The following is a 22,931-nucleotide window of genomic DNA, read 5'->3' on the forward strand; positions in this document are numbered from 1 at the left end:
TGTACGGCACGCATGGCTGTCGCGTTGGTGGCGCTCGCGGCACTGATCGCAGCACCGACGAGCGTCAGTTCCGCGCAGACCTCTCAGATCCAGCAGGGATCTCATATTCGTGCAGATCGCCTACTCGTACGCAGAGATCCATGAGTACTCGATCGCGCTGGTGACGGCCCTGGGCGATGCGGGTATCCGGTCGCAGGCTTCGGGCCGAATCGCGCCCACAGTGCGATCGAACTGCTCCGCCCTGAGCTCTCTGTCGATGCGCACACGCAGGATGCTGCTCGTGCGATCGCGGCCACGGTGCCTCCCGGTGACATCGATGTGACCTTCATCGCAGATGAAGGCATGGGAGGCGTCACATTCGAGGCTCGGCACATCGATACGGCGGTGCGACCTCATGGGGCAGGATCCGCCATGTTCAACGCCGACAACGCCTGACCCCGACCGCTAGGGTTGAGACGGACGCATAGAAACCCGATAGCGTCCTCCTCGGCTCACGGAATGGCAGGATCAATTGCGACCTCTGCGTCAACTGGTACCCGCACGCTTCCGGAGGGCCGACGGCGAACAGCCGCCGCCCGCCGTCATCTACCTCGTCTCCGCCGCCGGGCACCCGAGTTTCGGCGATGAACTGATCACGCGCGCGTGGCTCGATGTGCTCACCGAGCTGCGCCCCGAGGCCGAGGTATGGCTGGACTGCCCCTATCCGGGACGCGCCTCGCACCTGTTCCGGAGAACGCATCCCGGGCTCCACGTCACGAGCACGCTGTGGGAGCTGGCCGCATCCTGTCCCTCGCCGGCGGACCCGATCGCCGATGCCGAGCGGGTCGCGCGCTTCGTCCGCGACCTCGGAACGCCGCGGATCGATCCCGGGCTGTTGGCGCTGCGGGGCGTCGCGAACGTGCACATCCTCGGAGGAGGCCTCTTCGCGGCTGCGGGTGTCGAGAGCCTCGGCATCATCTCGGCCGTCGCCGAGCTGCAGCGCGCTTTCGGGATCCCCGCATCCGTCACCGGCCTGTGCCTGCCGCCCATGGACCGCGAGCTGTCGACCTGGGTGACGGGCGAACTCGACGTCTTCGACGTCGTCGAGGCTCGGGACCGCGTCACGGCGGAGGCGGTCGGCGGCGAGCTCGGCCTCGACGACGCGTTCCTCGCACTGGCCGTGGGACGACGAGTCTACGACGAGAGCACGGCGCCGGAGCACGTCGTGCTGGTGCAGGGAGACGCGCGGACCTGGACCGACGGCGACGCCATCCGCTCGATCGAGTCGTTCTTCGGCGACACGCCCCACGAGGTTGCGGCGTTCGTGGAGGCCACGCCCCCGGACGATGCCCGGTACATCGCGGACACGGCGCCGGAGGCGCGGTTCTACTCGTTCGGGAACATCTGGTTCGACGGTCTGCCCGCCCGCGCCGGCCAGCGGTGGCTCACCACCCGCTTCCATGCGCATCTGCTCGCGGCGGCGGCGGGGGCGATGGGAACCGTCATCATCGATGCGGACGGCGCCGACGACCGCACGCATTCGTCGCTCCTGGACCTGGGCACGGGGTGGAACGCGATCCGCGCCGGTGAGCAGGCCGCGCCGGCTGCCGATCCGGACTTTCCGGCCCGCGCTCGTGAGCACGCGGCGACGAAGCGTGCGCTCGCTGTGGCGATGTACGCACGCGTGGACGACTGAGACCGACCTACAGCCCGACCACGGCGCGGAGGTCTCGCAGAGCAGCCTTGGCCGCGTCGAGCGAGGCGGCCGTGCCCGTGCCCTCGTCGTATGTCGCGCGAAGGTCATCCAGGCGCGCCCCGTAGCGCGATACGGCTTCGCTCCACTCTCCGGCCAGCGACGACGGAGCCGGAGTGTCCGACAGAGCGGCGGCGTCGTTCTGGAGCGAGTCGACGATCTGCGCTCCCAGATCCATGTTCTGGGTCACGAGGTCGAGGCCGCGCACGGCGTCGTCGAGCCGCGGCTGCACCTCCGCGCGGAAGGAGGCGGTGTCGGGCTCCGGCGCCGGCGGCGGCGTGGCCGTCGTGGTGGGACGGGGCGTCGCCGTGGGTTTCGGCGACGAGGTCGGCGTGGGAGTCGGAGAGGGCGTCGGCGTCTCCGACGGCGACGGGGATGCCGTCGGCGATGCGGTCGGTTCCGGTTCACGCCCGATGCTCGGCAGGACGAAGAGAAAGAGCACGGCGACGGCGATCGCGACGGCGGCCGCCGACAGCCCGATGATCAGCCACAACTTGCGGCGCGAGGGCTTCTGCTCCGGGTACGCCCAGACGTACTCCGGCCGTTCGGACTCGGTCATCTCAGCTCTCCAGTGCCGGCATGGGACGCCAGTCGCGGTCGCGCCCGGCCTTGCCGCCGTCTCGGATGCCGCGGAACAGGTTGCTCGTGCCGCGCACGGTCCGCTCGACGAACACGAGCCGGATGAGCTCCTTGAAGAACGTGGCGGTAGTGCCGAGTCCGAACAGCACGGGATTGTAGACGCCGTGCGCGCGGTAGTAGTTCTTGATGAAGCCGCGGTTGCGCATGATGTAGTAGCGGTACGCATTGCTGGATGCGTTCATGTGGCGGATGCCCATGTCCCACTGCTTGATCTCGCGTGTGCGGCGGAGCACGAACTCGTCGACGATCACGGCGGTGGTCAGGCGCGATGCCAGCCAGCCGTACATCTGGTCATCCCAGTAGATGAAGAAGCGCGGATCGGGGAGCCCGATCTGAGTCACGATCGAGCGGTGGATGAACATGCCCTCGAAGCATCCGCTGTTCATCTCCTTGTAGCCGGTCTCGTCGAAACCGGCAGGGGCGAAGGGGATCGGGATCCCCATGCGCTCGGCGATGCGGTACTGCCAGTAGAACTCGCTGCCGTCGTAGTCGTAGCGGCGTCCCTGAATGCTCTTGAAGCGCGGCGCCCACCTGCCCATCTTGGCCAGGCCGTCGGGGAGAACCTCGACGTCGTCGTCCATCATCCAGATCCACTCGCTGCCGAGCTCGTACGCCGTGCGCATCCCCTCGCTGAACCCGCCGGAACCGCCGGTGTTCGTCTCGAGCTTCCGATAGACGATCTCCGTGCCGATGCCGTCGCGGAACGACTCCACGACCTCGGTGGTGTCGTCGGCGGAGGCGTTGTCGATGATGACGACGCGGCCGGGCTTCGGGTCCATGGTCGTGATGCTGGTCAGAAGCCCCGACAGGAGGTGGGAGCGGTTGTACGTGACGATGACGATCGTCGCAGAAGCCGGGTCGAACGGATGAGGGGGCTGTGTCACACAGGCAAGCCTACCTTCCGGGACCGGGGGTTCCCTGTCCGCCACCCGGTCCGCGGCTACGCGCCCTCCGGCCGCAGCGTCGGGATCACCCCGGTGTTCACCGCGTCGATGTTCTCGCGCCACGACCGCGACTGGCCGGCGCGCAGCGCGCACAGGACGAGCATGAACCATCCGGCGCCGTCGAGCGTGAAGCTCTCGAACATCGAATCCACCGCCAGCGTCACCAACACCAGAGGCGTCCAGGCGTACACGACCGACCGTCGCGCGCTGGCGACCAGCCACGAGCGGACGATCGCCACGCCGCCGAGGAGCAGGAACAACACGAGGCCGATGATGCCGAGCTGCAGGAGCACGTCGAAGAACGCGTTCAGCGCCGTCTGGTGATGGTCGCCCAGCCAGTAGTTGATGTACACGAACGGGTACTCGCCGCGATCCCACGGCCCGAACCAGCCCCAGCCCTGGAACGGCTTGACCGCGGAGAAGTCGAGGATCTTGTTCCACAGATCCGCTCGCGTGGAGAAGTCCGACCCTGCGCCCATCCACCGGATGATCGGGTGACGGAACGCGAACGCGAGCACGAGGGCCGCCACGACCAGCGCGCCCAGCGTCCATTGCACGAACGTGCGCCGCTCGGCCGGCGTATGGCGCACGATCATCAGGGCCGCCGTGACGACGCCGACGGCGACGGCGAGGACGAGAACGGTCGGCGACGCCGACAGCAGCGCGAGGAAACCCGCGAGCCCGATCGAGGGCACCGCGATGGCGGCGGCGACGGACTGCGACCGCCACTCGATCACGAACGTGATGAGCGCGATCACGGCGATGAACCCGAGCATGTTCCTCGTGCCGAACAGGCCCTGGATCGGACCGCCCGCCGCGAGGTTCCCGGCGACGTCCAGGAACCGGATCGGCACGTCGAGGAGGACGCCCGAGAGGATTTCGACGCCGAGCGACAGCCCGAGCATCACGCGCAGCGTATCGCCGATCGCGCGGACGGTCTGAAGGGTGTCGCGGATGTGGCCGATCGCGATGGCCATCACGGCGAACCCGACCAGCCACAGCCAGCTGACGAACGTGTCCGACCGATCGGTCGTCCACACGACGCTCACGAGCGCGAGGGCGAGGAACATGAGCAGCGACGTCGGGGCGATGCGCAGCAGCGAGAGCTCCTCGCGGCGGACGAACAGGATCGCGATCCCGAGCACCGTCAGCAGCAGCACGATCGTCGCGTACGTCTGCGGCGAGGTCATCCGTCCGATCGCGAACGATCCGAACGTGGCGCCGAGCACGGTGAGGGTGTAGGCGCGCGCCATCTCGACCGAGCCGAGGAGTCGGGACAGCGCGGCGGCGGCCGACGTCACGGGACGCGCCGAGCCTCGTGCCCGCGCTCGGTGACGCGCGAGCGCTCGCTCAGTCCGATGCCCACGAGAGGCACGGCCTTGAGCTTGAACGAGAACATCACCAGCAGCATCCAGCCCCAGAGCATGATCGGAGTGGATTCCGCGAGCCCCTGCACGAGGAGCACGACGGTGAACAGCACGGGCAGCAGCGTGAGCGGCGAGAACGGGCGATCGGCCCGCAGATCCCAGCGCGGGCGGTCCACCGCGAAGAACCATGCCCGCCACAGCAGGCTGAGGTACGCGGCGGCCATGAGCACGAGACCGACGACGCCGAGCTGCATGAGCACGTCCAACCACATGTTGTGCGCGTGGAAGACCGTGATCCCGTGGTCGACGATCCAGCCGTCGAAAGCCGGATCCGTGGGGATCCAGGGGCTTGAGAAGCCGTTGCCGAAGATCGGATGCTGCGCCGCCCGCTCGATCACCTTCGCCCAGACGAGGTCCGTGCGCCCCGTGAGGTCTGCGCCGCGCCCCAGGGCCGTGAACAACGGCTCGCGGAAGACGACGAGCGCGGCGACCGCGACCGCGACGATGCCGCCGCACGTCGCATAGATGCGCGTGCGCCCGCCCGGTGTGCGGGTGCGCCGGATGAGGATCGCGACGAGCAGCACGATCGCGACGGCCAGAGCGCACAGGTACGCCGTCGCCGACGAAGCGCGGAACATCAGATACGCGGCGGCCACGATCCAAAGCGCATGCGTGACCCGCCACCGGGCGCGCAGCGCGATCCGCACACCGAAGGTGATGATCGCGAACAGGCAGATGATGGCGAGCACGTTGGAGTTGCCGACGATGCCCTGGATGCGTCCGCCGTCGAAGAAGTTGTCGCGCACCCAGTACCAGTGCGGGTCGACATCGCCGTCGGGGAGGGTCGCGAAGTTGGGGAGCAGCGGGTGGTGGAGCACGAGCGACACGGTCAGCTCGAGGGCGATCGACAGGCCGATGATCCACTTGAAGGCCGACCCGAGCGTCTGCACGATCTCGTGCCACACCAGCGCATGCGCGATCAGGAGCGCGTTGACGGTGACCGCAGCGAGGAGCACCCAGGTCAGGATCGTCGGCAGCCGCCATTGCGACCACGCCACCGACAGCAGCGCGAGGACCGTGTACGCCAGCGCGGCCCACGGCAGGCGCCGCCACGCGAACGGGTGCGGGCGGCCCCGGGCGAGCATCGGGATGCCGATCGCCAGCGACCCCAGGAGGAACAGCGCCATGATGACGCCTGCGCCGACCTCTCCGACGAGGTTGTACACCGCGGTGTGGGCGAAGACGGCGAACAGGACGAGCGTCGCGTACGCGCGCAGCAGCAGATGCCCCGTCGACTCGCGCTCCGGCGCGATGGGCGGGGCCGCCACGGGGTGCTTCGTGTACTGCGCCATCGGAATCAGGCTACCGCGCACGACGGCGCCCACCCCCTCGATACGCTGGGGCCATGCTGCTTCGACTGTCGAACGAGCCCCGCGACTACGCCTGGGGATCGTCCACCCTGCTCGCCGACCTGGAAGGCCGCGAACCCACCGGTGCGCCCGAGGCGGAGGTCTGGTTCGGCGACCACCCCGGTGACCCCGCCGATGTCGACGGCGGGTCGACGCTGGATGCCGTCACCGGGGGATCCCTCCCGTATCTGCTGAAGCTGCTCGCGGCCGCCGATCCGCTGTCGATCCAGGTCCACCCCACGATCGAGCAGGCGCGCGACGGCTGGGCGCGCGAAGCGCACCTCGCCGCCGACGACCCCCAGCGCAACTACCGCGATGACAATCACAAGCCCGAGCTCATCGTCGCGCTCAGCGACCGGTTCGAGGCGCTGGGCGGACTGCGTCCCGTCGAGGACACGGTGCGTCTCGTCGGCGCACTCGGGTCGTCTGCCGGTCCCGACGCGCTCCGCGAGAAGCTCACCGCGGCGGACGATCCCCTCGGCGGCGCGATCGCGTGGCTGCTCTCGGGCTCGGCGCAGACAGAGGTCGACGACATCATCGACGCACTGGGTGCCGCATCCTCCGAGGAGTTCGCCGCCGAGCTGGATGCGGTCAGGGCCATCGCCGCGCGCAACCCCGGCGACCCGGGTGTGGTCGTGGCACTGCTCATGAACCTCATCGTGCTGCGCCGCGGCGAAGGCATCTTCCTCCGCGCGGGTCTCCTGCACGCCTACGTCTCGGGCCTCGGCGTGGAGATCATGGCCGCGAGCGACAACGTTCTGCGCGGCGGGCTCACACCCAAGCACATCGATGTGCCCGAGCTCCTCTCGGTCCTGGACACGACTCCGCGAGTCGTCCCCGTGCTGCGACCGTCGGCGGACGGTGCTGTCACGGCATACCCGGTGGACGTCGACGACTTCGCCCTGCGTCGCGTCGCGGTCACGGGCGATGACATCGAGCTCGACGTCGCCGGCCCGGCGATGGTGCTCGTGACCGCGGGAGAGATCACCGTGGCGGGCTCGGATGGCGGCGCCGTCGGCGTACCGGTCGGGCAGGCGGTCTTCGCATCGGCCGACGAGTCGGTGCTCGTCCTCGCCGGCGCCGGGGAGGCGTTCGTTGCCGAGCCCGGCGCGACACGCCGATGACACGCCGTGAACCTTCAAGACTTGCTTGAGGGTTTACGATCCGCGACTTGACCGCGGCGAATGACACGGGTGTAATTAGTGGAGCAAGGCCCAGCGGGGGGCAGTAATAGGGCAAGGAGAACGATATGACGGGTTACCGTTCCGACGTTCCCGAGAACTGGTTTGTCGATCCGGTCAATCTCGGGGTTCCCGGGGTCAGGCGCGCAGAAGTCGATGAGGACTCGGCGCTCGCCTGGCAGACCGACGCACTCTGCTCGCAGACCGACCCGGAGGCGTTCTTCCCGGAGAAGGGCGGCTCGACGCGGGATGCCAAGCGCATCTGCTCATCGTGCGACGTTCGCGGCGAATGCCTCGAGTATGCGCTGGGCAACGATGAGCGCTTCGGCATCTGGGGCGGACTCAGCGAGCGCGAGCGCCGCAAGCTCAAGCGCCAGGCCGGCTGACCGCGCACAGCTTGGCGGCCACGCCGCACGGGCTGACGAACACGCCGTACTCGAGCGCTTAGGCTGACCAGGCCATGCCAACCCGAGTTCATGCCATCATCGTCGCGCGCCCTGGGCCGTCGTCCCGTGCTCAGCTGCTGCGCACGCTCGATGCTCTGACACTTCAGACGCGTCGGCCGGACGCCGTGACCCTCGTCGTCTGCGGCGACGGCACGGCTGCGCGCGAGAGCGATGCGATCGCCCGGGTGGTCGAGGGGATCATCGAGGCCCGCACGAGCACGTCCTTCGCAGAGGCCGTGGCGTTCGCGAAGCCCCGTATCGCCGACGACGCGGCGATCTGGCTCCTCGCACACGACACGGCCCCGCATCCGAGCGCACTCGCTCAGCTCGCCGGGGCTCTGGAGCGTTCACCGTCCGCGTCGATCGCAGCGCCCAAGCTCGTCGACGTCGATGACGACCGGCATCTCGTGAGCCTGGGCGTGACGATGACGCATGGCGGCCGCTCCGTCGAACTCGCGGCAGGAGAGCTCGACCAGAACCAGCACGACGGCCGGGATGACGCACTCGGCGCCGACGTCCGCGGAATGCTCATCCGCGCGGAGGCCACGAATCGCCTGCTGCCCGACCCCGGCCTGGGCGGTGCCGACGAAGGACTCGACCTCGGCGTGCGGGCCCGCCTCGCCGGCGGACGTGTGGCACTCGCGCCCGGTGCCCGCGTCTCCGTCAGCCCAGACGGACCGGCAGCCCTGCCGCAGGGGCAGGCGCCGCGCGCCTACGTCACGCGCCTCGCCCAGTTGCACAGACGCCTCTCCTATGCGCCGGCCGCCGTCGTCCCGCTGCACTGGCTGAGCCTGCTTCCTCTGGCGCTGTGGCGCACGATCGCGCATCTGGTCGCCAAGCGCCCGGCATCCGTCTTCCCCGAGTGGGGCGCGGCCCTCGCCGCGATGGTCCGTTTCGGCGCGGTCGCCCGCTCCCGTCGCAGCATCCGCACGAACCGCAACGCCTCGTGGGCGAGCATCGCGCCGTTGCGGATCACTCGCGGAGAATTGCGTCGCCGACTCGACGACGGTCACGGCAGCGAAGGCGGCGCCGTCAGCGAACTCGACTTCTTCTCCGGCGGAGGCGCCTGGGCCGTGCTCGGTGCTCTCGTCGTGAGCGTCGCGGCCTTCATGACGCTTCTGGCCTGGCCGGCGATCGGCGGAGGCGCCCTCCTTCCCCTGCGCGACACGGTCGCGGGTCTGTGGTCCGACGCCGCCTGGGGGCAGCGCGGTGTCGGCATCGGCGTCATCGGCCCCGCCGACCCGTTCGCGGCCGTTCTCGCCGTCGTCGGGACGCTGTGGGCCGGGGCGCCCTCCTATGCGATGGTGGTCCTCTGGCTGCTGGCACTGCCGCTCGCCGTCCTCGGCGGATGGTTCGCGGCCACGCGCATCACCGACCGCGGGGGACTGCGGATCTTCGGCGGCGTCGCGTGGGCGCTTGCACCGACGTTCCTCACTGCGCTGATCGATGGCCGCCCGGCCGCCGTACTCGCCCACCTCCTTCTGCCGTGGCTCTTCCACACGGCGGTGGTCGCGCACCGCTCGTGGGGCGCCGCCGGTGCTGCCTCGATCGTGCTCGCTGCGACCATCGCCTGCGCACCGTCGCTGGCACCGGCCCTGATCGTGCTGTGGCTGCTCGCGATCATCATCGTGCTCTCCCGCGCGTGGTTCCACGGCGCCGTCCGACTGCTGTGGATGCTGGCACCCACCGCCGTCCTGTTCGCCCCCCTCGCGATCTGGCAGGCGCAGAACGGCCGGCTGTGGTCGGTGTTCGCCGACCCCGGCGCCGTCTGGGCCGGGGCGCAGGCCGGCGCCGACCCAGCAGGACGGCTCGTGCTGGCCAGCGGCTTCCCGACGGCCGACCTCGCCGGTTGGATGGACGTGCTCGACCCCGCATCGGCCGCATGGGCGCCCGTGCTCATCGCGCCTGTGGCACTGCTCGCGCTGGCCGGAGCCGTCGCGCCGCGCTGGGGTGCCGGCATCACGCTGCTCGGCGTCACGATGGCCGGTCTCGCCACGGCGTTCCTCGCGGTCGGCGTCAGCGTCAGCTTCGCCCAGGGCACTCCCGTGGCGATCTGGCCCGGCACCGGTCTCAGCCTCGCATGGGCGGGAATGGTCGGCGGCGCCCTCGTGACCCTCGACACTGCGATCACGATGCCGAAGCTGCGCATCGCGGCCGTCACCGTCGCCGGGCTCGCGCTGGCCGTATGCGCTCTGCCCGCCCTCACCGCCCTGCACGGCGGACGCACGGAGCTCACGAACGGCCCCGAGAGCACGCTGCCGGCCTACGTCGCGGCCGAAGCGCGGGGCGACCGCGAGATCTCCACGCTCGTGCTCACCCCGCAGAACGACGGCGGACTCGCGATCGACGTGGTGTGGGGAGCCAGCGCCACGCTCGGCGCACAGACCACGATGCTCAGCACCGCGACGTCGCCGCAGGGCGTCGACATCAGTGCACTGGCCGTCGACCTGCTCTCCCCGCGCACCTTCGATGCGCCGGGCGAGCTCGCCGCCCACGGCATCCACTTCGTCCTGCTCGATCAGCCGCAGGGCTCCGAATCCGACGCAGCCCGCGCCTTCCGCGTCGAGGCGGTGACGGCGCTCGACCAGCGCGCCGGCTTCGTGAAGGTCGGGGAGACCGACAAGGGCGTGCTGTGGCGGCTCGATGCCGAGCCCGCCGAGCGGTCCGACCTGACCCGGGCCGAACAGGGAACCGCCGGGTCGCTCATCGCTCTGCAGCTCATCGTGGTCTTCGCCGCTCTGCTGCTCGCCATCCCCACCAGAGCCTCCCGGCGTGCTGCGAGGGCTCAGTCCCGCATCGTCGGCCGGGCCGCCGACGAGCCGCTGGTCCTGCCGCGGCGGCGCGAGGACGCCAGGCCCGAGCCCGCGGCGGACGATGACGACGAGGACGAGGAGCAGCGATGATCCAGAACCGAGCCGTCAGGCTGGTCGCCACCGGCGCCCGCTTCCTCACCGGCGCCGCGCTGGCCGTCGGCTGCGTGATCGCGGTCGTCGTCGCCGTGGCCCTGCCCTGGCCGAGCACGCAGGCTCAGCCCGCTCAGGTGTCGGTGACGCCGACCGCCGGCGACACCACCCTGGTGTGCACAGGAGACTTCCGCGCCCTCGGACGCAACGCGACGGATGCGTCGCAGCAGCAGTCCGGCGGCACCCCGTCGCTCACGGTCGAGAGCACGGGCAGCACGGACGAGTCCGAACTCGCAGCCCCCGAGCTCGGAGAGTCATCCGGGCCCCGGCACTTCGTCGCCAGCGCTGAGCAGGGCGGAGACGCGCTCATCGCCGCAGCCGAATCCATCACACTGCGCGCTGAGGACCTCTCCGGCCTCGCCGCGGCCGCCTGCCGCGAGCCCCGCACCGAGTCCTGGCTGATCGGCGGCGCCGTCGAGACCGGCACCAGCGATCTGGTCATCCTCTCCAACCCCGGCGATGTCACGGCGACGGCGACCATCACCATGTTCGGCCTCGAGGAGACGTCGAGTTCGGTCCTCGTCCCCGCAGGGACGCAACTCTCCGTTCCGCTGTCGTCCGTCGCCGCCGGAACGCCGTCGCCGGTGGTACGGGTCACCGCGGAGGGCGCCCCGCTGCGCGCGACTCTGCAGTCCTCGCTCATCCGCACACTGGACCCCTCGGGATCCGACCTGCAGGACGCGGCTGCAGCACCCGCCGAGCGCATCGGATTCGCCGGGGTCCAGGTCGAGGCAGCCAGCGACGACTTCCCGCTCACACTGCTGCGGCTGATGGCCACGGAGGACGCCACGAACGCGCGGATCTCCGTGCGCTCGGGCGGCGACGAGGTTCTGCAGACCACCGTCCCGCTCGACGCGGGCGCGCCGACGGACGTCGATCTGCAGGAGCTCGAACCGGGCGTCTACAGCATCGACATCGAGGCCGACGCCTCCGTCGTGGGTGCGGTCAGGCAGACCACCGGTGCCGGCGCAGGAAGCGACTTCGCGTGGATGCCCTCTGCGCCGGAGATCGACGGGGAGGTGCTCGTGGCCGTGCCAGCCGGACCTGGCCCGCGGATGCACCTCGTGAACGTATCGGACGACCCGGTGACGGTCACCGTCGCGCGCACGTCGGGCGGGCAGCCGCAGGAGATCACCATCGCTGCCGGCGACGACGCCGTGATCGAGGTACGCAGCCGCAGCGCCTACTCGGTGTCCACGGACGGGCCGATCCGGGCGGCTGTGATGCTGTCCGGGACGGATGCGCTGGCCGGATGGCCGGTGTGGGCCGGGGCGGCGGCGCAGGAGCCGATCACCGTCTATCCCTGATCGCCGACGGCGTCAGGGCGCGTCCGGTCCGAACTCCCACGGATCCTTGCCGACGTATTCGGCCGCTGCGCGGAACACCGCGCTCTCGATCGCCACTCGTCGATGCAGATCGTCGTCGTGACCCGGCGGGAGGAGACGTTCGATCGGGATGCGGAACAGCACGATGCGGCGCTGATCGCGATCGATCTGCCACCGCGGGATGCCGTCGGCATCCGGTTTCGTCGGCAACCCGCCGATCTCGAACCGCACCTCCTGCAGTTCGGGCCACGTGCCGCGCAGGAAGTCCACGGCGGTGCCGATCGTCGCGTCGAAGCGGTCGATGCGGCCGTCCAGCGGCGGCAGGGGAGGCCGGACGACCTCACTGCGCCCCAGCCGTCCGTGCCGGCCATGACGGGCACCGCGTCGAGGAGACGCGGCGGCAGAGCGACGGCGTGGCATGTTCGAAAGTCTAGGCGCTCCGCGCGGCATCCCGATCGAGGCGCCCACGCGTCCTACGCTGACAGGGATGGACGGACGACTCTGCTCGAAGGTGACCTGCGCACGCGAGGCCGTGGCCACGCTCACGTACGACTACGGCGATCAGATGGCCGCGCTCGGGCCGCTGGGCGGCAGCGACCACCCGCACGCGCACGACCTGTGCGCGCAGCACGCGGACCGGCTCTCCGTTCCCGCCGGCTGGATCGTCGTGCGGCACGAGGCGCTGCGCGCCTGAGTCAGACGCCCACGCGGCGACCGGTCAGACGCTCCGTCTTCGCGTCGGCGATCGCCAGCGCACGGCGCTCCCGCTCGCGCCGCAGCACGGTGATCGCGACGAGAAGCTGTTCCGGATGCGCCGCCGGCTGCGGCGACACGAACGCCGCCGACTCGGCGACGAGATCTCCCGCGACCCGGGCACGCGCCGGCGGCGACATGCGCTCGGCGTGCTGTAGGAACTGCGAGATGCGCCGGGCCAGCCGATCCGGCATCCGGGCGACGTCGGCGATCTGCGCCCATCCGGCGAGGGCTTCGGGCATGACAGGGGCGAGGGGGACCAGCTTCGGCGTGCGGACACGCTGGCTGTACGTGCCCGCGACGAGGTCGCCGAGGCGCTGCGATCGGGCCGTGAACGCGCCGGACAGCATCGCGATGGCGCCGAAGGTCATGTAGATCTCCAGAACCCCGATCAGCGAGCGGATGAACGCGTGGCGGAATCCGGCTGATCCCCCGTCGAGACGCACGATGCGCCCGCCGACCGCGAGCCTGCCCAGGCTCCGTCCGCGCGTAGCCAGCTCGACGACGAGCGGCACGACCACGAAGCACACGACCAGAGCCGCGACGTTGAGGATGCCGTCGATCGAGGATCCGATGATCCCGGTGAACAGCAGCCACGTCCGCAGCCACAGGAAGAGCACGAACAGCACCCAGCCGACCGCCATGTCGATGAAAGAGCCGAGCGCGCGCATGAAGAAGCCCAGCGGCTGGACGTCGATCGCGACGGCTTCGCCGGAGAGCACCTCATCGGCGCTGTCGATCGGCGTGGACATGAGTACAGTAAATCAGGTGGATGCCGATGCTCTCGCCGATGCGCGCCGCGCGGAGTGGGAGCGACTCGACGCTCTCAGCCGCGCCAGGCTCGACGGCGCGGGCGTCGATGAGCTGATCGTGCGGTACCGCGCGGCATCCGCGGATCTCGCCGAGCTGAAGACTTCGGTCGGGGACTCGCCGCAGGGCGCGTACGTGTCCTCCGTGCTGTCGAAGGCGCGGCTCCGGATCACCGGTGCGTCCGACAGCATCCTCACCCAGATCGCGCGGTTCTTCGTCGATCAGCTCCCTGCAGCCCTCTACCGGCTGCGATGGACCACGCTCGTGATCGCGGTCGTCTTCGTCGCGATCGTCGCGGTGGTCGCCGCGTGGATCTCGAGCGATCCGGCGCTGGTCGCCGCTCTCGGCCCCGCGGACTACCTCGAGCAGTACGCCGAGGAGAGCTTCACCGGCTACTACACCGAGAACCCGGCGGCGGTGTTCGCCGGCATGGTGTGGACCAACAACGCCTGGATCGCCGCGCAGTGCGTGCTGTTCGGTGTCACAGGCATCTGGCCGCTCTACGTCATCGTGCAGAACGCGTTCGGGGTGGGCGTCTCGGCGGCGATCATGACCGTCCACGACCGTCTGGACGTGATGGTGCTGTACATCCTCCCGCACGGGATGCTGGAACTCACGAGCATCTTCGTGGCGGCTGCCGCCGGGCTGCATCTGTTCTGGGCCTGGGTCGCGCCCGGCGCGCGCACGCGCGGCGCGGCACTCGCCCAGGAGGGCAGGGCCCTGGCCACCGTCGCGATCGGACTGGTGTTCGCGCTGTTCCTGTCCGGGCTCGTGGAGGGGTTCGTCACGGGGTGGTCGCTGCCCTGGCCGATCAAGATCGGAATCGGTGCCGCCGCGCTGGGCGTGTTCCTCGTCTACATGCTGCTCGTCGGTCGCCGGGCTTACCGGCGCGGTGAGCGCGGAGACCTCCTCGAATACGAGGCGGGCACTCCGCAGCTCACCGCGGGTTGACGGGACTCACGCCCTCTTCGTGCCGTCGAGCAGCGTCTTATATGCGATTCCGGCGAGCATCGCCCCGACGATCGGGAACACGATGAACACCCACAGCTGCGAGAGCGGCCCGACGCCGCCGTAGACGGCGGCGGCGATGGAGCGTGCCGGGTTCACCGACGTGTTGTCCACCGGGATGCTGATGAGGTGGATCAGCGTCAGCGTGAGACCGATCGCGAGGCCGGCGAACGGCGTCGGGCGCAGCTTGTGCGTCGTCCCGAGGATCACGAACAGGAACACCGCGGTCAGCACGATCTCGATGATGATGGCCGCCCACATGCCGAACCCGCCGGGGGAGTGCTCGCCCCAGCCGTTGCTGGCGAAACCGGCGTCCTGGGCGGTCGTCAGCCAGCCGTCGGGTCCGAACAGGCCGATGAGGACGAGGACCGTGCTCGCGACGATGCCGCCGACGACTTGAGCGATGATGTAGCCGGGTACCTCGCGCCACGCGAGCCGTCCTGCGGCCGCGACGCCGAGCGTCACGGCGGGGTTGAAATGTCCGCCCGAGATCGGGCCGAACGCGTAGGCGCCGACGACGACCGTGAGACCGAAGGCGAAGGCGATGGCCACATACACGGCCGAGCCGGAACCCGGGTCGGTGAAGTGGTTGGAGGCGAACAGGGCGGTTCCGACGCCGCCGAGGACCAGTAGGAAGGTGCCGAGAGCCTCGGCGGTGAGTTTGGCTCCTGTGGATGGGACGGGAGCTGCAGCTTCGGCGAGCGTCTCGCTCATGGGATTCCCTCTCGTCGGTTCGACCGGAATCGATCGGATTCAGCCTACATGCTAGTGGGGTCGGATGCCGAAGCATCCGACCCCACGCGCGAATCGACGATTCAGGGAATCAGCGGCTCACTCGCCGACGCCCACCGGCTCCGCGTTGTCGAGTGCGCGGCTGGTGAGCGCGCGCACGTCATCCGCGACCTTCTGGTCGACCTGTCCCCAGTACCAGAAGAAGCGCTCCTGGATCGCGGGGACGGTCAGCGCGTCGTACTGGCCGGCGAGGGTCTCGATGAAGCGCTGGCGCTCCTCGGCGGTGAAGACGTCGTTGATCAGCGTGCGCGCCTGGCCGAAGTCATCGTCCTCCGCGTGCAGGGTCGCGGTGGTGCGGATGAGCGCGCCGTCGTTCTCCCAGCTCGCCTCGACGCCGCGCTGCGGGTCGGCCTCCGGGCCGCCGGCCGCCCCGTACGAGTTCGGGGTGTAGACGCGGTGCTCCGCCGTGTTGAAGTGATACTGCATGTTGCCCTCATGCATGTAGTTGCTCACCTCGGCGGCGTGCGGCTGGTTGACCGGCAGCTGGTTGTAGTTCGTGCCGATGCGGTGACGCTGGGCGTCCGGGTAGGCGAAGACGCGGGCCATGAGCATCTTGTCGGGGGAGATGCCGGTGCCGGGCACCTGGTTTCCCGGCGAGAAGGCCGCCTGCTCGATCTCGGCGAAGAAGTTGCGCGGGTTGCGGTTCAACGTGAATGTGCCGACCTTGATGCGCGGGTAGTCCTTCTTCGACCACGTCTTGGTGAGGTCGAATGGGTTGAAGCGGTACGTCTTGGCCTCTTCGTAGGGCATGACCTGCACGTAGACGTCCCAGGAGGGGTGGTCGCCGTTCTCGATCGCCTCGTAGAGGTCGCGGCGGTAGTAGTCGGCATCCTGACCGGCGATGCGCTCGGCTTCGTCGGAGAACATCGGCTCGACGCCCTGCTTGGTGAGGAAGTGGTACTGGACCCAGAAGCGCTCGCCCTCGGCGTTGACCCACTGGTACGTGTGCGAGCCGTAGCCGTTCATGTGGCGCCACGAGCGCGGCAGGCCGCGGTCGCCCATGACGTAGGTGACCTGGTGAGCCGACTCGGGGGATAGGGTCCAGAAGTCCCACTGCATGTCGGCGTCGCGCAGGGCGGAGCCGGTGAGGCGCTTCTGCGAGTGGATGAAGTCGGGGAACTTCATGCCGTCGCGGAGGAAGAACGTCGGGGTGTTGTTGCCCACGATGTCGAGGTTGCCCTCGGTGGTGTAGAAGCGCAGGGAGAAACCGCGCACATCGCGCCAGGTGTCGGGGGAGCCCTGCTCACCCGCGACCGACGAGAAACGCAGCAGCGTCTCGCTCGTGGCGCCGGGCTGGAAGACGGCAGCGCGGGTGTACTGCGAGACGTCCTCGGTGACGACGAACTCGCCGAATGCTCCGCCGCCCTTGGCGTGCGGGTTGCGCTCCGGCACGCGCTCGCGGTTGAACGAGGCGAGCTTCTCGACCAGGTAGCGGTCGTGGAGGGCGGTGATGCCGTCCGGCCCGCTGGTCAGCGAGTGGGCGTCGCTGGCGACAGGGGTTCCGGTCTGGGTGGTCGTGAAAGTCTTCTCAGTCATTTCACTTCTTCCTTTCGCAATCGGAGCAGATGGCTCGGTAGGTGACAGAGGCTTCGATGATCCGCATCCCGTGGTCGTGGGACGGATGCAGGCAGGGTGCTTCGCCGACGGCGCACGCGACGTCTTCGACGCGGCCGCATTCGACGCACTGCAGATGATGGTGGTTGTCGAACTCGTCCTGCACCTCGTAGAGGGCGCTCGCGGCGTCCGGCAGGCTCACTCGGCGCACGATTCCGGCGCCGGTGAGATCGCCCAGGATGCCGTGGACGGTGGGCAGCGCCACCCCGCTGAGCCGGTCGCGCAACGACGAGAACACGGACTCCGCCGAGGCGTGCGGCCGAGCGGCCAGCGTTTCGATGACAGCGACGCGCTGCACCGTCACGCGGAGCCCTGCGGCGCGCAGGCGCTCGGGTGCATGGTGCTCGGTGGCGATGGTCATCGCGTCCAGTGTAGTCGTTTCCTGAATCATTCACAAAAGAGAATCAGTCATGTTAACCAATCGGCTACCCAGCGTTCGGCGGCGGCCCCGCTCAGAGGCGGCCGGCGGCCTTGAGCTCCAGATAGCGATCCGCGACCTTCGGCGGCAGCGCCTCGGGGTCGGCGGTGATCGCCTCACCGCCTGCTCGGCGGATGGCATCCGCGACATTCTCCGCATCGCGGATCGTGCGCTCGGCGGCGGCCGCCAGGTAGATGTCCTCGCGGGAATCGCGCCGGGTGGCGAGCTCGCCGACGGCGTCGTCCGTGACCGAGCCGACCAGCACGGTCGTGGCGCGAGAAGCGGTGGGGAACGCGCCCAGGAAGCTGCGCGCGGACTCGGCGGCATCCTGCGCGGTCAGGACGACGATCAGCGACGGGCGCGTCGTCAACGAGCGGATCGCCGCGAAGGCTCCACCCCAGTCCGTGTCGACGAGCCGGGCGTGCACGGGCGCCATCGCATCCGTGATCGCCTGCAGGAGACCGGCGCCCTCCACGCCCGTGACCCGCCCTCGGACGACGCGGTCGTACATGAGCAGGTGCACGTGATCTCCGGCCCTCGACGTGAGCGCTGCGAGCAGCAGCGACGCCTCGAGCGCGGCATCCAGTCGTGTGCCGTCGCCCACGCGCGCGGCGGCGGTCCGCCCGGTGTCGATGAGGATCACGACATGCCGGTCGCGCTCCGGACGCCAGGTACGCAGCATCGTCGTGCCCGCCCTGGCGGTGGCGCGCCAGTCGATCGAGCGGACGTCGTCACCGCGCACGTACTCGCGCAGGGAGTCGAATTCGGTTCCCTGGCCGCGGACCTGGATGCTCGTGTTGCCGTCGAGTTCGCGCAGGCGCGCGAGGCGGGAAGGAAGATGCTTGCGCGACGCGAAGGCCGGGAGGATGCGGATCGCGCCGCGCACGTCGTGCCTGGCCTGGCGGCCACCGAGACCCAGCGGTCCGCGGGAGCGGATGAACACGAACGTGCTGACGAGCTCGCCGCGCCGGCGGGGGAGCAGCGGTACGGTCACCCGCCGCCGCTCGCCGGTGGGCACCACGACCCGCAGCCGCCCCTCTCCGGCTCCGGCCGTCGGCTGCCAGGCATCGCGGACGAGTGCGTTCAGCGTGCGCGGCCCGTGGTTGTGCAGTGCGACCTCGGCGTCGACGGGCTCGCCCATGCGGGCGCGCGCGGGCACGCGTCTGGTCACCGTGACCGTGCGGGCGCTCGCCGCGAGGGACACGTCGATCGCCAGCAGCCCGGCGCACAGCAGCAGCCACCCGCCGACGACCGCCCACGCCGGGACACCCGCCATGGCGAGCGCCACGACGGGTACGACGCCCAGGCCCGTGAGCAGCGCGAGTCGACCGGTGACGAACACTTAGATCGGCACCCTCGTCTGCTGGATCACCGAGGCGAGCACCGCATCCGCGGACACGCCCTCCATCTCGGCATCCGGTCGCAGCTGCAGGCGGTGCCGCCAGACCGGCACGAGCATGGTCTGCACGTGATCCGGCGTCACGGCGCTCGACCCGTTGAGCCACGCCCAGGCCTTCGCGGCGGCGAGCAGTGCGGTCGAGGCACGGGGGCTCGCGCCGAGAAGCACGGACGGGGACTGGCGGCTCGCGCGGGCGAGGTCCACGACGTAGCCGAGCACCTCGTCGGTCACCTCGACGCGGGATGCCGCATCCTGCGCGGCCCGGATCTCCTCGGCGGTCACGGCTGCTGCGACGCCGGTGAGCACGCGCGGCGAGAATCCGCCCGCGTGCAGGCGCAGCACGCTGACCTCGGCATCGCGCTCGGGCATCCCGACGACGAGCTTCATGAGGAAGCGGTCCAGCTGCGCCTCGGGCAGGGAGTAGGTCCCCTCGTGCTCGATGGGGTTCTGCGTCGCGGCGACGAGGAACGGATCGGGCAGGTCGCGGCTCTCGCCGTCCGCCGACACCTGCCGCTCCTCCATGGCCTCCAGGAGCGCGGCTTGGGTCTTCGGAGGAGTGCGGTTGATCTCGTCGGCGAGGAGGATGTTCGTGAACACCGGGCCCTGACGGAACTCGAACTCGCCGGTGCGCGCGTCGTACACGAGCGAACCGGTCACATCGCCGGGCATGAGATCCGGGGTGAACTGGACGCGCTTGGTGTCCAGCCCCAGCGCCTTGGCGAACGAGCGCACGACCAGGGTCTTGGCGACGCCCGGGACGCCCTCCAGCAGCACGTGGCCACGGGCGAGCAGGCACACGAGCAGCCCGGTGACGGTGCCGGCCTGTCCGACCACGGCCTTGTCGACCTCGGTTCGGACCCGGTGCATGGCCTGGCGCAGTTGCGCGTCGTCGGTGTCTGTCACGGTTCGTTCCTTTCCACGTGCACGGCGGCGTCGACCGCCGTCTCGAGTTCGGCGAGTCGGCGAGCGGTCTCGACGAGCTCTGCGTCTCCGGTCGGCAGCGGGCCGGCGAAGAGCTGATGAAGGGAGCCGCGCGGGATGCGCAGCCGGTCGGATGCCGCATCCGCGACCTCCACAGGGGTCGACCGGGCCGTCAGACCCAGGCGCGCGGCGAGGCGCCGGATCGCACCGTCGCGCAGCGCCTCCGCGGCGTGGGCGGCGTCGCCAGCCTTCGCGGTGAGCCGGGCGCGGCCGTGCATGGTCTCGGACGCCCGGACGGTGACCGGGAGCGTCTCGGTGACGAGCGGTCCGAAACGCTGCCCGCGTGCGACTCCCGCCATCACGCCGGCGAGGAGCAGGAGGATGATTGCGGGCGTCACCCAGGGCGGCGTGAGCGAGGCCAGCGTGTCGGGGGACTGCGCCTCGATGTCGGTGTCGCCGAACGACGGCACGTACCAGACGACATGATCGGTCTGGCCGAGGAGGGCGAGCCCGAGCGCCGCGTTGCCGTTCTCGGCCAGGTGCTCGTTGCTCAGCAGCGAGCTCGCCTCGATCATCGCGGTCCGGGTGCCGTCGCGGTCGACGACGAGCAGTCCGGCTGCCCCGCCGTCGGCGAAGCATCCCGTCACGCCCTCGGCAGGGGAGAAGAAGCGGTCGGGCTGCACCGTGCCGACGTTCGCCAGCTCGGGCAGGTCGCATCCGGCCTCGAGAGCCGCAGCCGCCGGCGGGGCTGCATTCTCGCCGAGGTCGAGCAACCGCAGCATCCGCGATGCGCTCGAGAGCACGACGGTGCGGTGCGCCGGCTCGACGAGCGTTTCGACCGCCTCGTCGGAGAGAGCGAACGGGTCGGCCATGACCAGGGTGGAGTCATCGGTGATGGCGCCTGCCGCGTCGGCGCGGGTGCGGGCGATCGTGATCTCGACGCCCTGATCCCGAAGCAGTTCGGCGAGCGCGAGACTCCCGGAGTCGCCGGCGCTCTCGGGGTCCAGGGCACCGCGCGGATCCGGGGCGCCGAACGTGAGCGCGCCGACGATCAGCGCGAAAGCGATGACAGCGGCCGCGATCGCGAGCCAGCCCAGCACCGAGCGCAGGCGTCCCTTCTCACGCACCGCCGTCCCGCTCATGCCGGGACGACCTGGAGATCGGATGCCGGGCGGGCCCGGCCGACGGCGTCATCGACGGCGACGAGCGAGCGATAGCCCGCCTCGGTCGCCGGATGCCGGAGATAGCGGACCTCGTCGAAGGCGCGGGCCGCGGCGGCGAGCTCCGCGTGCAGGTCGCCCAGTGCGGATGCCGCCTCGCGGGCGATCGCCTGCGCAGTGGCCCCTGGCGCGGGGTCGACGATGTCGCGCTCGAGGAGCCCGCGTGCGATCGCCCGGAAGCGCAGCACCGTCGCGGCGTCCCAATCGCCCTCGCGCGCCCGGCGCTCGGCGTCGGCGCGCAGCTGCGCGGCGGTGCGGTCGTCGCGCTCGCCCAGCAGATCGGGCCCGGTGCGTCTCGCCCGCCGTGACGCCCGCGGGCGCCCCCACAGGATGAGGACGGTGATGAGCGCGGCGACGATGACCACGGTGACGATCACGAGAGCCGTGCCGCCGGCCTGCTGCCCCGCCTCCGGCGAGAACAGCCCGCTGATGAATTCGGCGACGTCCTCGGCGAGGTAGTCGAACCACGTCGGCTTGGCGTCGGCGTAGCGGGGATTCTGCAGCTCCTGCTCCGCCCAGCGGCGCGCCTCGTCGCCGTCGGGGGCGAACGGGTCGACGGCGAGGCGGATCATGCCCCGCCGTACCCGGGCGGCGGAGGCGGCGGAGGCGCCTGCGGACCGGAGTATGCCGGGTACTGCGGCTGAGGCTGCTGCGCCGCCGGGTACTGCTGCGCCGCCGGGTACGCGCTCCATCCGACCGGGGGAGCGGCGTTCTGCGGCGACTGCCGGGGCGGGGGAGCGCTGCTGACCGCCCGCTCCGGGTCGACGGCGAACGGGTCTCCGAGCTCTTCGGGCGCCGCACCGAGGTCGCGGCGCTCCAGGTAGGTGATCAGGCTGTGGTCGAGTCCTTCGTAGCGCATGCGGCTGTCGAGGTAGATGAAAGCGCCGGCGGCGCACTGCACGACGATCGCGACGGCCTGGAGCACGTACACGATCAGCTGCGGGACGGTGCTGACGACGATCGCCATGACGAGCTCGGTGGCGTCGTCCGTGCCGCCGGTGGGCGCGACCACGGGCAGCAGCAGGGAGCCCAGGAGCGACAGCGGCACGCTGATGACGCTCACGGCCGCGTTCATGATCAGGCCGATGAGGAAGATCACCCCGAAGGTGTTCCAGAAGCGTCCTCGGGTCAGCCGCCACGAACGGACGAGCGCCGGTCGCAGTCGCTCGCCCTCGAGGACGAGGACGGAGGGGACGAGGAGGAGCTTCGTGCTCAGCCAGATCCACAGCGGTATCGCGCCGAGCACGAGCACGACGCCGACGACGACCGTCACGGCGACGCCCTCACCGGAGCCGCCGATGCCGGCCATCACGCCCAGGGCGATGATTCCGCCGATCACGAGCATGAGGACGATCGCGGCGAGGGCCTGCAGGACGCTCCAGCCGACCAGACGCCAGAACGCCGGCCGCATCCGCTGCCAGAGGCGTCCGAGAGGGGCCTTCTCGCGCAGCGCCGCACTGCCGACGTCGGCGGCGACGACACCCTGCATCACTGCGGTGAAGGCCAGGCTGACGAAGCTCATCGCCAGGACGACCAGCGCGTTGATCGCGATCGTGCCCCACATCACGGGGTAGAAGTCGGGGCTGCTCGGTGAGAGCGACTCCATGCGCATGAAGGTCGCGACGGCGACGACGCCGATGACGACGAGGGTGACGATCGCGATCACGAGCTGGATCACGATGGCGAAACCGAACAGCACCTTCGGGTTGTGGCGCAGGGCGGCGAACGGCTTGCCGATCAGGGCTCCGAACGTGAGGGGATGCAGCGGCACGAGGCCCGGTCTGACGGCGGGCGTCCAGTACTGTGCGCTCATCGAGCTCCCCTCCGAAGGTGCACGACCATCGTGTCATATCCGCGAGTGCCTGCGGAGAACCGGCTCCGGCCTGTGCGGCGACCCGGCGGGAGCGCTACCGTGATCGAAATGTTGTCATGAAGTACGCTGGGAACGACCGCGCTGCGCCTTCACCCGGATGGCGGCGTGTTGCGTAGA

General features: G+C 70.2%; 21 protein-coding genes. 7 read left to right on the top strand and 14 right to left on the bottom strand.

The annotated features are described in order from the left end of the window. Window positions 1–511 precede the first annotated feature (511 nt). A complete protein-coding gene (locus AB0269_RS02730) occupies window positions 512–1,675 on the top strand; it encodes a hypothetical protein (RefSeq protein WP_366209625.1) in 1,164 nt (387 codons plus the stop codon). Window positions 1,676–1,682: 7 nt separating this feature from the next. On the opposite strand, the gene AB0269_RS02735 is transcribed toward AB0269_RS02730, so the two are convergent. From AB0269_RS02735 to AB0269_RS02750, 4 genes are read right to left on the bottom strand one after another with little or no spacing between them, the layout of a single operon-like run. Next, window positions 1,683–2,291 carry a hypothetical protein gene (locus AB0269_RS02735; RefSeq protein WP_366209626.1) on the bottom strand — a complete coding sequence of 203 codons (609 nt, stop codon included), beginning with the start codon at window positions 2,289–2,291 and terminating at the stop codon, window positions 1,683–1,685. A gap of 1 nt (window position 2,292) precedes the next feature. Then, on the bottom strand, window positions 2,293–3,255 hold the full coding sequence (locus AB0269_RS02740; RefSeq protein ID WP_366209627.1) for a glycosyltransferase: 963 nt from the start codon (window positions 3,253–3,255) through the stop codon (window positions 2,293–2,295). Between the two features lie 56 nt (window positions 3,256–3,311). Beyond that, the gene (locus AB0269_RS02745; protein ID WP_366209628.1) at window positions 3,312–4,616 is read right to left on the bottom strand and encodes an O-antigen ligase family protein; all 1,305 of its coding nucleotides are present in this window, start codon (window positions 4,614–4,616) and stop codon (window positions 3,312–3,314) included. After that, window positions 4,613–6,034: an O-antigen ligase family protein gene (locus AB0269_RS02750; protein WP_366209629.1), complete on the bottom strand. Its 1,422-nt coding sequence runs from the start codon at window positions 6,032–6,034 to the stop codon at window positions 4,613–4,615. The genes AB0269_RS02745 and AB0269_RS02750 overlap by 4 nt, the downstream gene beginning before the upstream one ends. Before the next feature lie 53 nt (window positions 6,035–6,087). Here AB0269_RS02750 and manA point away from each other — a divergent pair, with 53 nt between their 5' ends. From manA to AB0269_RS02770, 4 genes are all read left to right on the top strand, one after another. Further along, window positions 6,088–7,215, top strand: a complete 1,128-nt coding sequence (manA, locus tag AB0269_RS02755; protein WP_366209630.1) for a mannose-6-phosphate isomerase, class I — start codon at window positions 6,088–6,090, stop codon at window positions 7,213–7,215. A 125-nt stretch (window positions 7,216–7,340) separates the two neighbouring features. Then, complete coding sequence (locus AB0269_RS02760; RefSeq protein ID WP_175985933.1) at window positions 7,341–7,658, top strand: WhiB family transcriptional regulator; 318 nt, start codon at window positions 7,341–7,343, stop codon at window positions 7,656–7,658. 74 nt (window positions 7,659–7,732) lie between these two features. Continuing rightward, window positions 7,733–10,621: a glycosyltransferase gene (locus AB0269_RS02765; protein ID WP_366209631.1), complete on the top strand. Its 2,889-nt coding sequence runs from the start codon at window positions 7,733–7,735 to the stop codon at window positions 10,619–10,621. Next, window positions 10,618–11,988 carry a DUF5719 family protein gene (locus tag AB0269_RS02770; RefSeq protein ID WP_366209632.1) on the top strand — a complete coding sequence of 457 codons (1,371 nt, stop codon included), beginning with the start codon at window positions 10,618–10,620 and terminating at the stop codon, window positions 11,986–11,988. The genes AB0269_RS02765 and AB0269_RS02770 overlap by 4 nt, the downstream gene beginning before the upstream one ends. Before the next feature lie 12 nt (window positions 11,989–12,000). Here the strand turns inward: AB0269_RS02770 and AB0269_RS02775 are convergent, their stop codons facing one another. Further along, window positions 12,001–12,426, bottom strand: a complete 426-nt coding sequence (locus AB0269_RS02775) for a hypothetical protein (RefSeq protein WP_366209633.1) — start codon at window positions 12,424–12,426, stop codon at window positions 12,001–12,003. A 67-nt stretch (window positions 12,427–12,493) separates the two neighbouring features. On the opposite strand from AB0269_RS02775, the gene AB0269_RS02780 reads away from it, so the two are divergent. Next, window positions 12,494–12,700 carry a DUF3499 family protein gene (locus AB0269_RS02780; RefSeq protein WP_366209634.1) on the top strand — a complete coding sequence of 69 codons (207 nt, stop codon included), beginning with the start codon at window positions 12,494–12,496 and terminating at the stop codon, window positions 12,698–12,700. Window position 12,701: 1 nt separating this feature from the next. On the opposite strand, the gene AB0269_RS02785 is transcribed toward AB0269_RS02780, so the two are convergent. After that, window positions 12,702–13,511: an RDD family protein gene (locus tag AB0269_RS02785; RefSeq protein WP_366209635.1), complete on the bottom strand. Its 810-nt coding sequence runs from the start codon at window positions 13,509–13,511 to the stop codon at window positions 12,702–12,704. Between the two features lie 16 nt (window positions 13,512–13,527). Here AB0269_RS02785 and AB0269_RS02790 point away from each other — a divergent pair, with 16 nt between their 5' ends. Next, entirely contained in the window at window positions 13,528–14,520 is a 993-nt protein-coding gene (locus AB0269_RS02790; protein WP_366210490.1) for a stage II sporulation protein M, read from the top strand. A gap of 6 nt (window positions 14,521–14,526) precedes the next feature. Here AB0269_RS02790 and aqpZ read toward each other — a convergent pair whose 3' ends face one another. From aqpZ to AB0269_RS02830, 8 genes are all read right to left on the bottom strand, one after another. After that, window positions 14,527–15,291: an aquaporin Z gene (aqpZ, locus tag AB0269_RS02795; protein WP_366209636.1), complete on the bottom strand. Its 765-nt coding sequence runs from the start codon at window positions 15,289–15,291 to the stop codon at window positions 14,527–14,529. 117 nt (window positions 15,292–15,408) lie between these two features. Further along, on the bottom strand, window positions 15,409–16,905 hold the full coding sequence (locus AB0269_RS02800; protein ID WP_366209637.1) for a catalase: 1,497 nt from the start codon (window positions 16,903–16,905) through the stop codon (window positions 15,409–15,411). Between the two features lies 1 nt (window position 16,906). Further along, complete coding sequence (locus AB0269_RS02805) at window positions 16,907–17,344, bottom strand: Fur family transcriptional regulator (RefSeq protein ID WP_366209638.1); 438 nt, start codon at window positions 17,342–17,344, stop codon at window positions 16,907–16,909. Window positions 17,345–17,435: 91 nt separating this feature from the next. Beyond that, window positions 17,436–18,743, bottom strand: a complete 1,308-nt coding sequence (locus tag AB0269_RS02810; RefSeq protein WP_366209640.1) for a DUF58 domain-containing protein — start codon at window positions 18,741–18,743, stop codon at window positions 17,436–17,438. After that, a complete protein-coding gene (locus tag AB0269_RS02815; RefSeq protein ID WP_366210491.1) occupies window positions 18,744–19,667 on the bottom strand; it encodes a MoxR family ATPase in 924 nt (307 codons plus the stop codon). It abuts the gene before it with no gap. Window positions 19,668–19,699: 32 nt separating this feature from the next. Then, on the bottom strand, window positions 19,700–20,863 hold the full coding sequence (locus AB0269_RS02820; RefSeq protein ID WP_366209641.1) for a DUF4350 domain-containing protein: 1,164 nt from the start codon (window positions 20,861–20,863) through the stop codon (window positions 19,700–19,702). After that, on the bottom strand, window positions 20,860–21,513 hold the full coding sequence (locus AB0269_RS02825; RefSeq protein ID WP_366209643.1) for a DUF4129 domain-containing protein: 654 nt from the start codon (window positions 21,511–21,513) through the stop codon (window positions 20,860–20,862). The genes AB0269_RS02820 and AB0269_RS02825 overlap by 4 nt, the downstream gene beginning before the upstream one ends. Continuing rightward, the gene (locus AB0269_RS02830; RefSeq protein WP_366209645.1) at window positions 21,510–22,754 is read right to left on the bottom strand and encodes a glycerophosphoryl diester phosphodiesterase membrane domain-containing protein; all 1,245 of its coding nucleotides are present in this window, start codon (window positions 22,752–22,754) and stop codon (window positions 21,510–21,512) included. The genes AB0269_RS02825 and AB0269_RS02830 overlap by 4 nt, the downstream gene beginning before the upstream one ends. Between the last annotated feature and the right edge of the window lie 177 nt (window positions 22,755–22,931).

It is taken from the genome of Microbacterium sp. NPDC077644 (genome assembly GCF_040702785.1).
GTDB lineage: Bacteria > Actinomycetota > Actinomycetes > Actinomycetales > Microbacteriaceae > Microbacterium.

Coding starts and splice junctions, on each gene's coding strand:
- AB0269_RS02735 (WP_366209626.1), bottom strand. CDS start 2,291: ATGACCGAGTCCGAACGGCCGGAGTACGTCTGGGCGTACCCGGAGCAG.
- AB0269_RS02750 (WP_366209629.1), bottom strand. CDS start 6,034: ATGGCGCAGTACACGAAGCACCCCGTGGCGGCCCCGCCCATCGCGCCG.
- manA (WP_366209630.1), top strand. CDS start 6,088: ATGCTGCTTCGACTGTCGAACGAGCCCCGCGACTACGCCTGGGGATCG.
- AB0269_RS02760 (WP_175985933.1), top strand. CDS start 7,341: ATGACGGGTTACCGTTCCGACGTTCCCGAGAACTGGTTTGTCGATCCG.
- AB0269_RS02765 (WP_366209631.1), top strand. CDS start 7,733: ATGCCAACCCGAGTTCATGCCATCATCGTCGCGCGCCCTGGGCCGTCG.
- AB0269_RS02770 (WP_366209632.1), top strand. CDS start 10,618: ATGATCCAGAACCGAGCCGTCAGGCTGGTCGCCACCGGCGCCCGCTTC.
- AB0269_RS02775 (WP_366209633.1), bottom strand. CDS start 12,426: ATGCCACGCCGTCGCTCTGCCGCCGCGTCTCCTCGACGCGGTGCCCGT.
- AB0269_RS02780 (WP_366209634.1), top strand. CDS start 12,494: ATGGACGGACGACTCTGCTCGAAGGTGACCTGCGCACGCGAGGCCGTG.
- AB0269_RS02785 (WP_366209635.1), bottom strand. CDS start 13,511: ATGTCCACGCCGATCGACAGCGCCGATGAGGTGCTCTCCGGCGAAGCC.
- aqpZ (WP_366209636.1), bottom strand. CDS start 15,291: ATGAGCGAGACGCTCGCCGAAGCTGCAGCTCCCGTCCCATCCACAGGA.
- AB0269_RS02800 (WP_366209637.1), bottom strand. CDS start 16,905: ATGACTGAGAAGACTTTCACGACCACCCAGACCGGAACCCCTGTCGCC.
- AB0269_RS02805 (WP_366209638.1), bottom strand. CDS start 17,344: ATGACCATCGCCACCGAGCACCATGCACCCGAGCGCCTGCGCGCCGCA.
- AB0269_RS02815 (WP_366210491.1), bottom strand. CDS start 19,667: ATGCACCGGGTCCGAACCGAGGTCGACAAGGCCGTGGTCGGACAGGCC.
- AB0269_RS02820 (WP_366209641.1), bottom strand. CDS start 20,863: ATGAGCGGGACGGCGGTGCGTGAGAAGGGACGCCTGCGCTCGGTGCTG.
- AB0269_RS02825 (WP_366209643.1), bottom strand. CDS start 21,513: ATGATCCGCCTCGCCGTCGACCCGTTCGCCCCCGACGGCGACGAGGCG.
- AB0269_RS02830 (WP_366209645.1), bottom strand. CDS start 22,754: ATGAGCGCACAGTACTGGACGCCCGCCGTCAGACCGGGCCTCGTGCCG.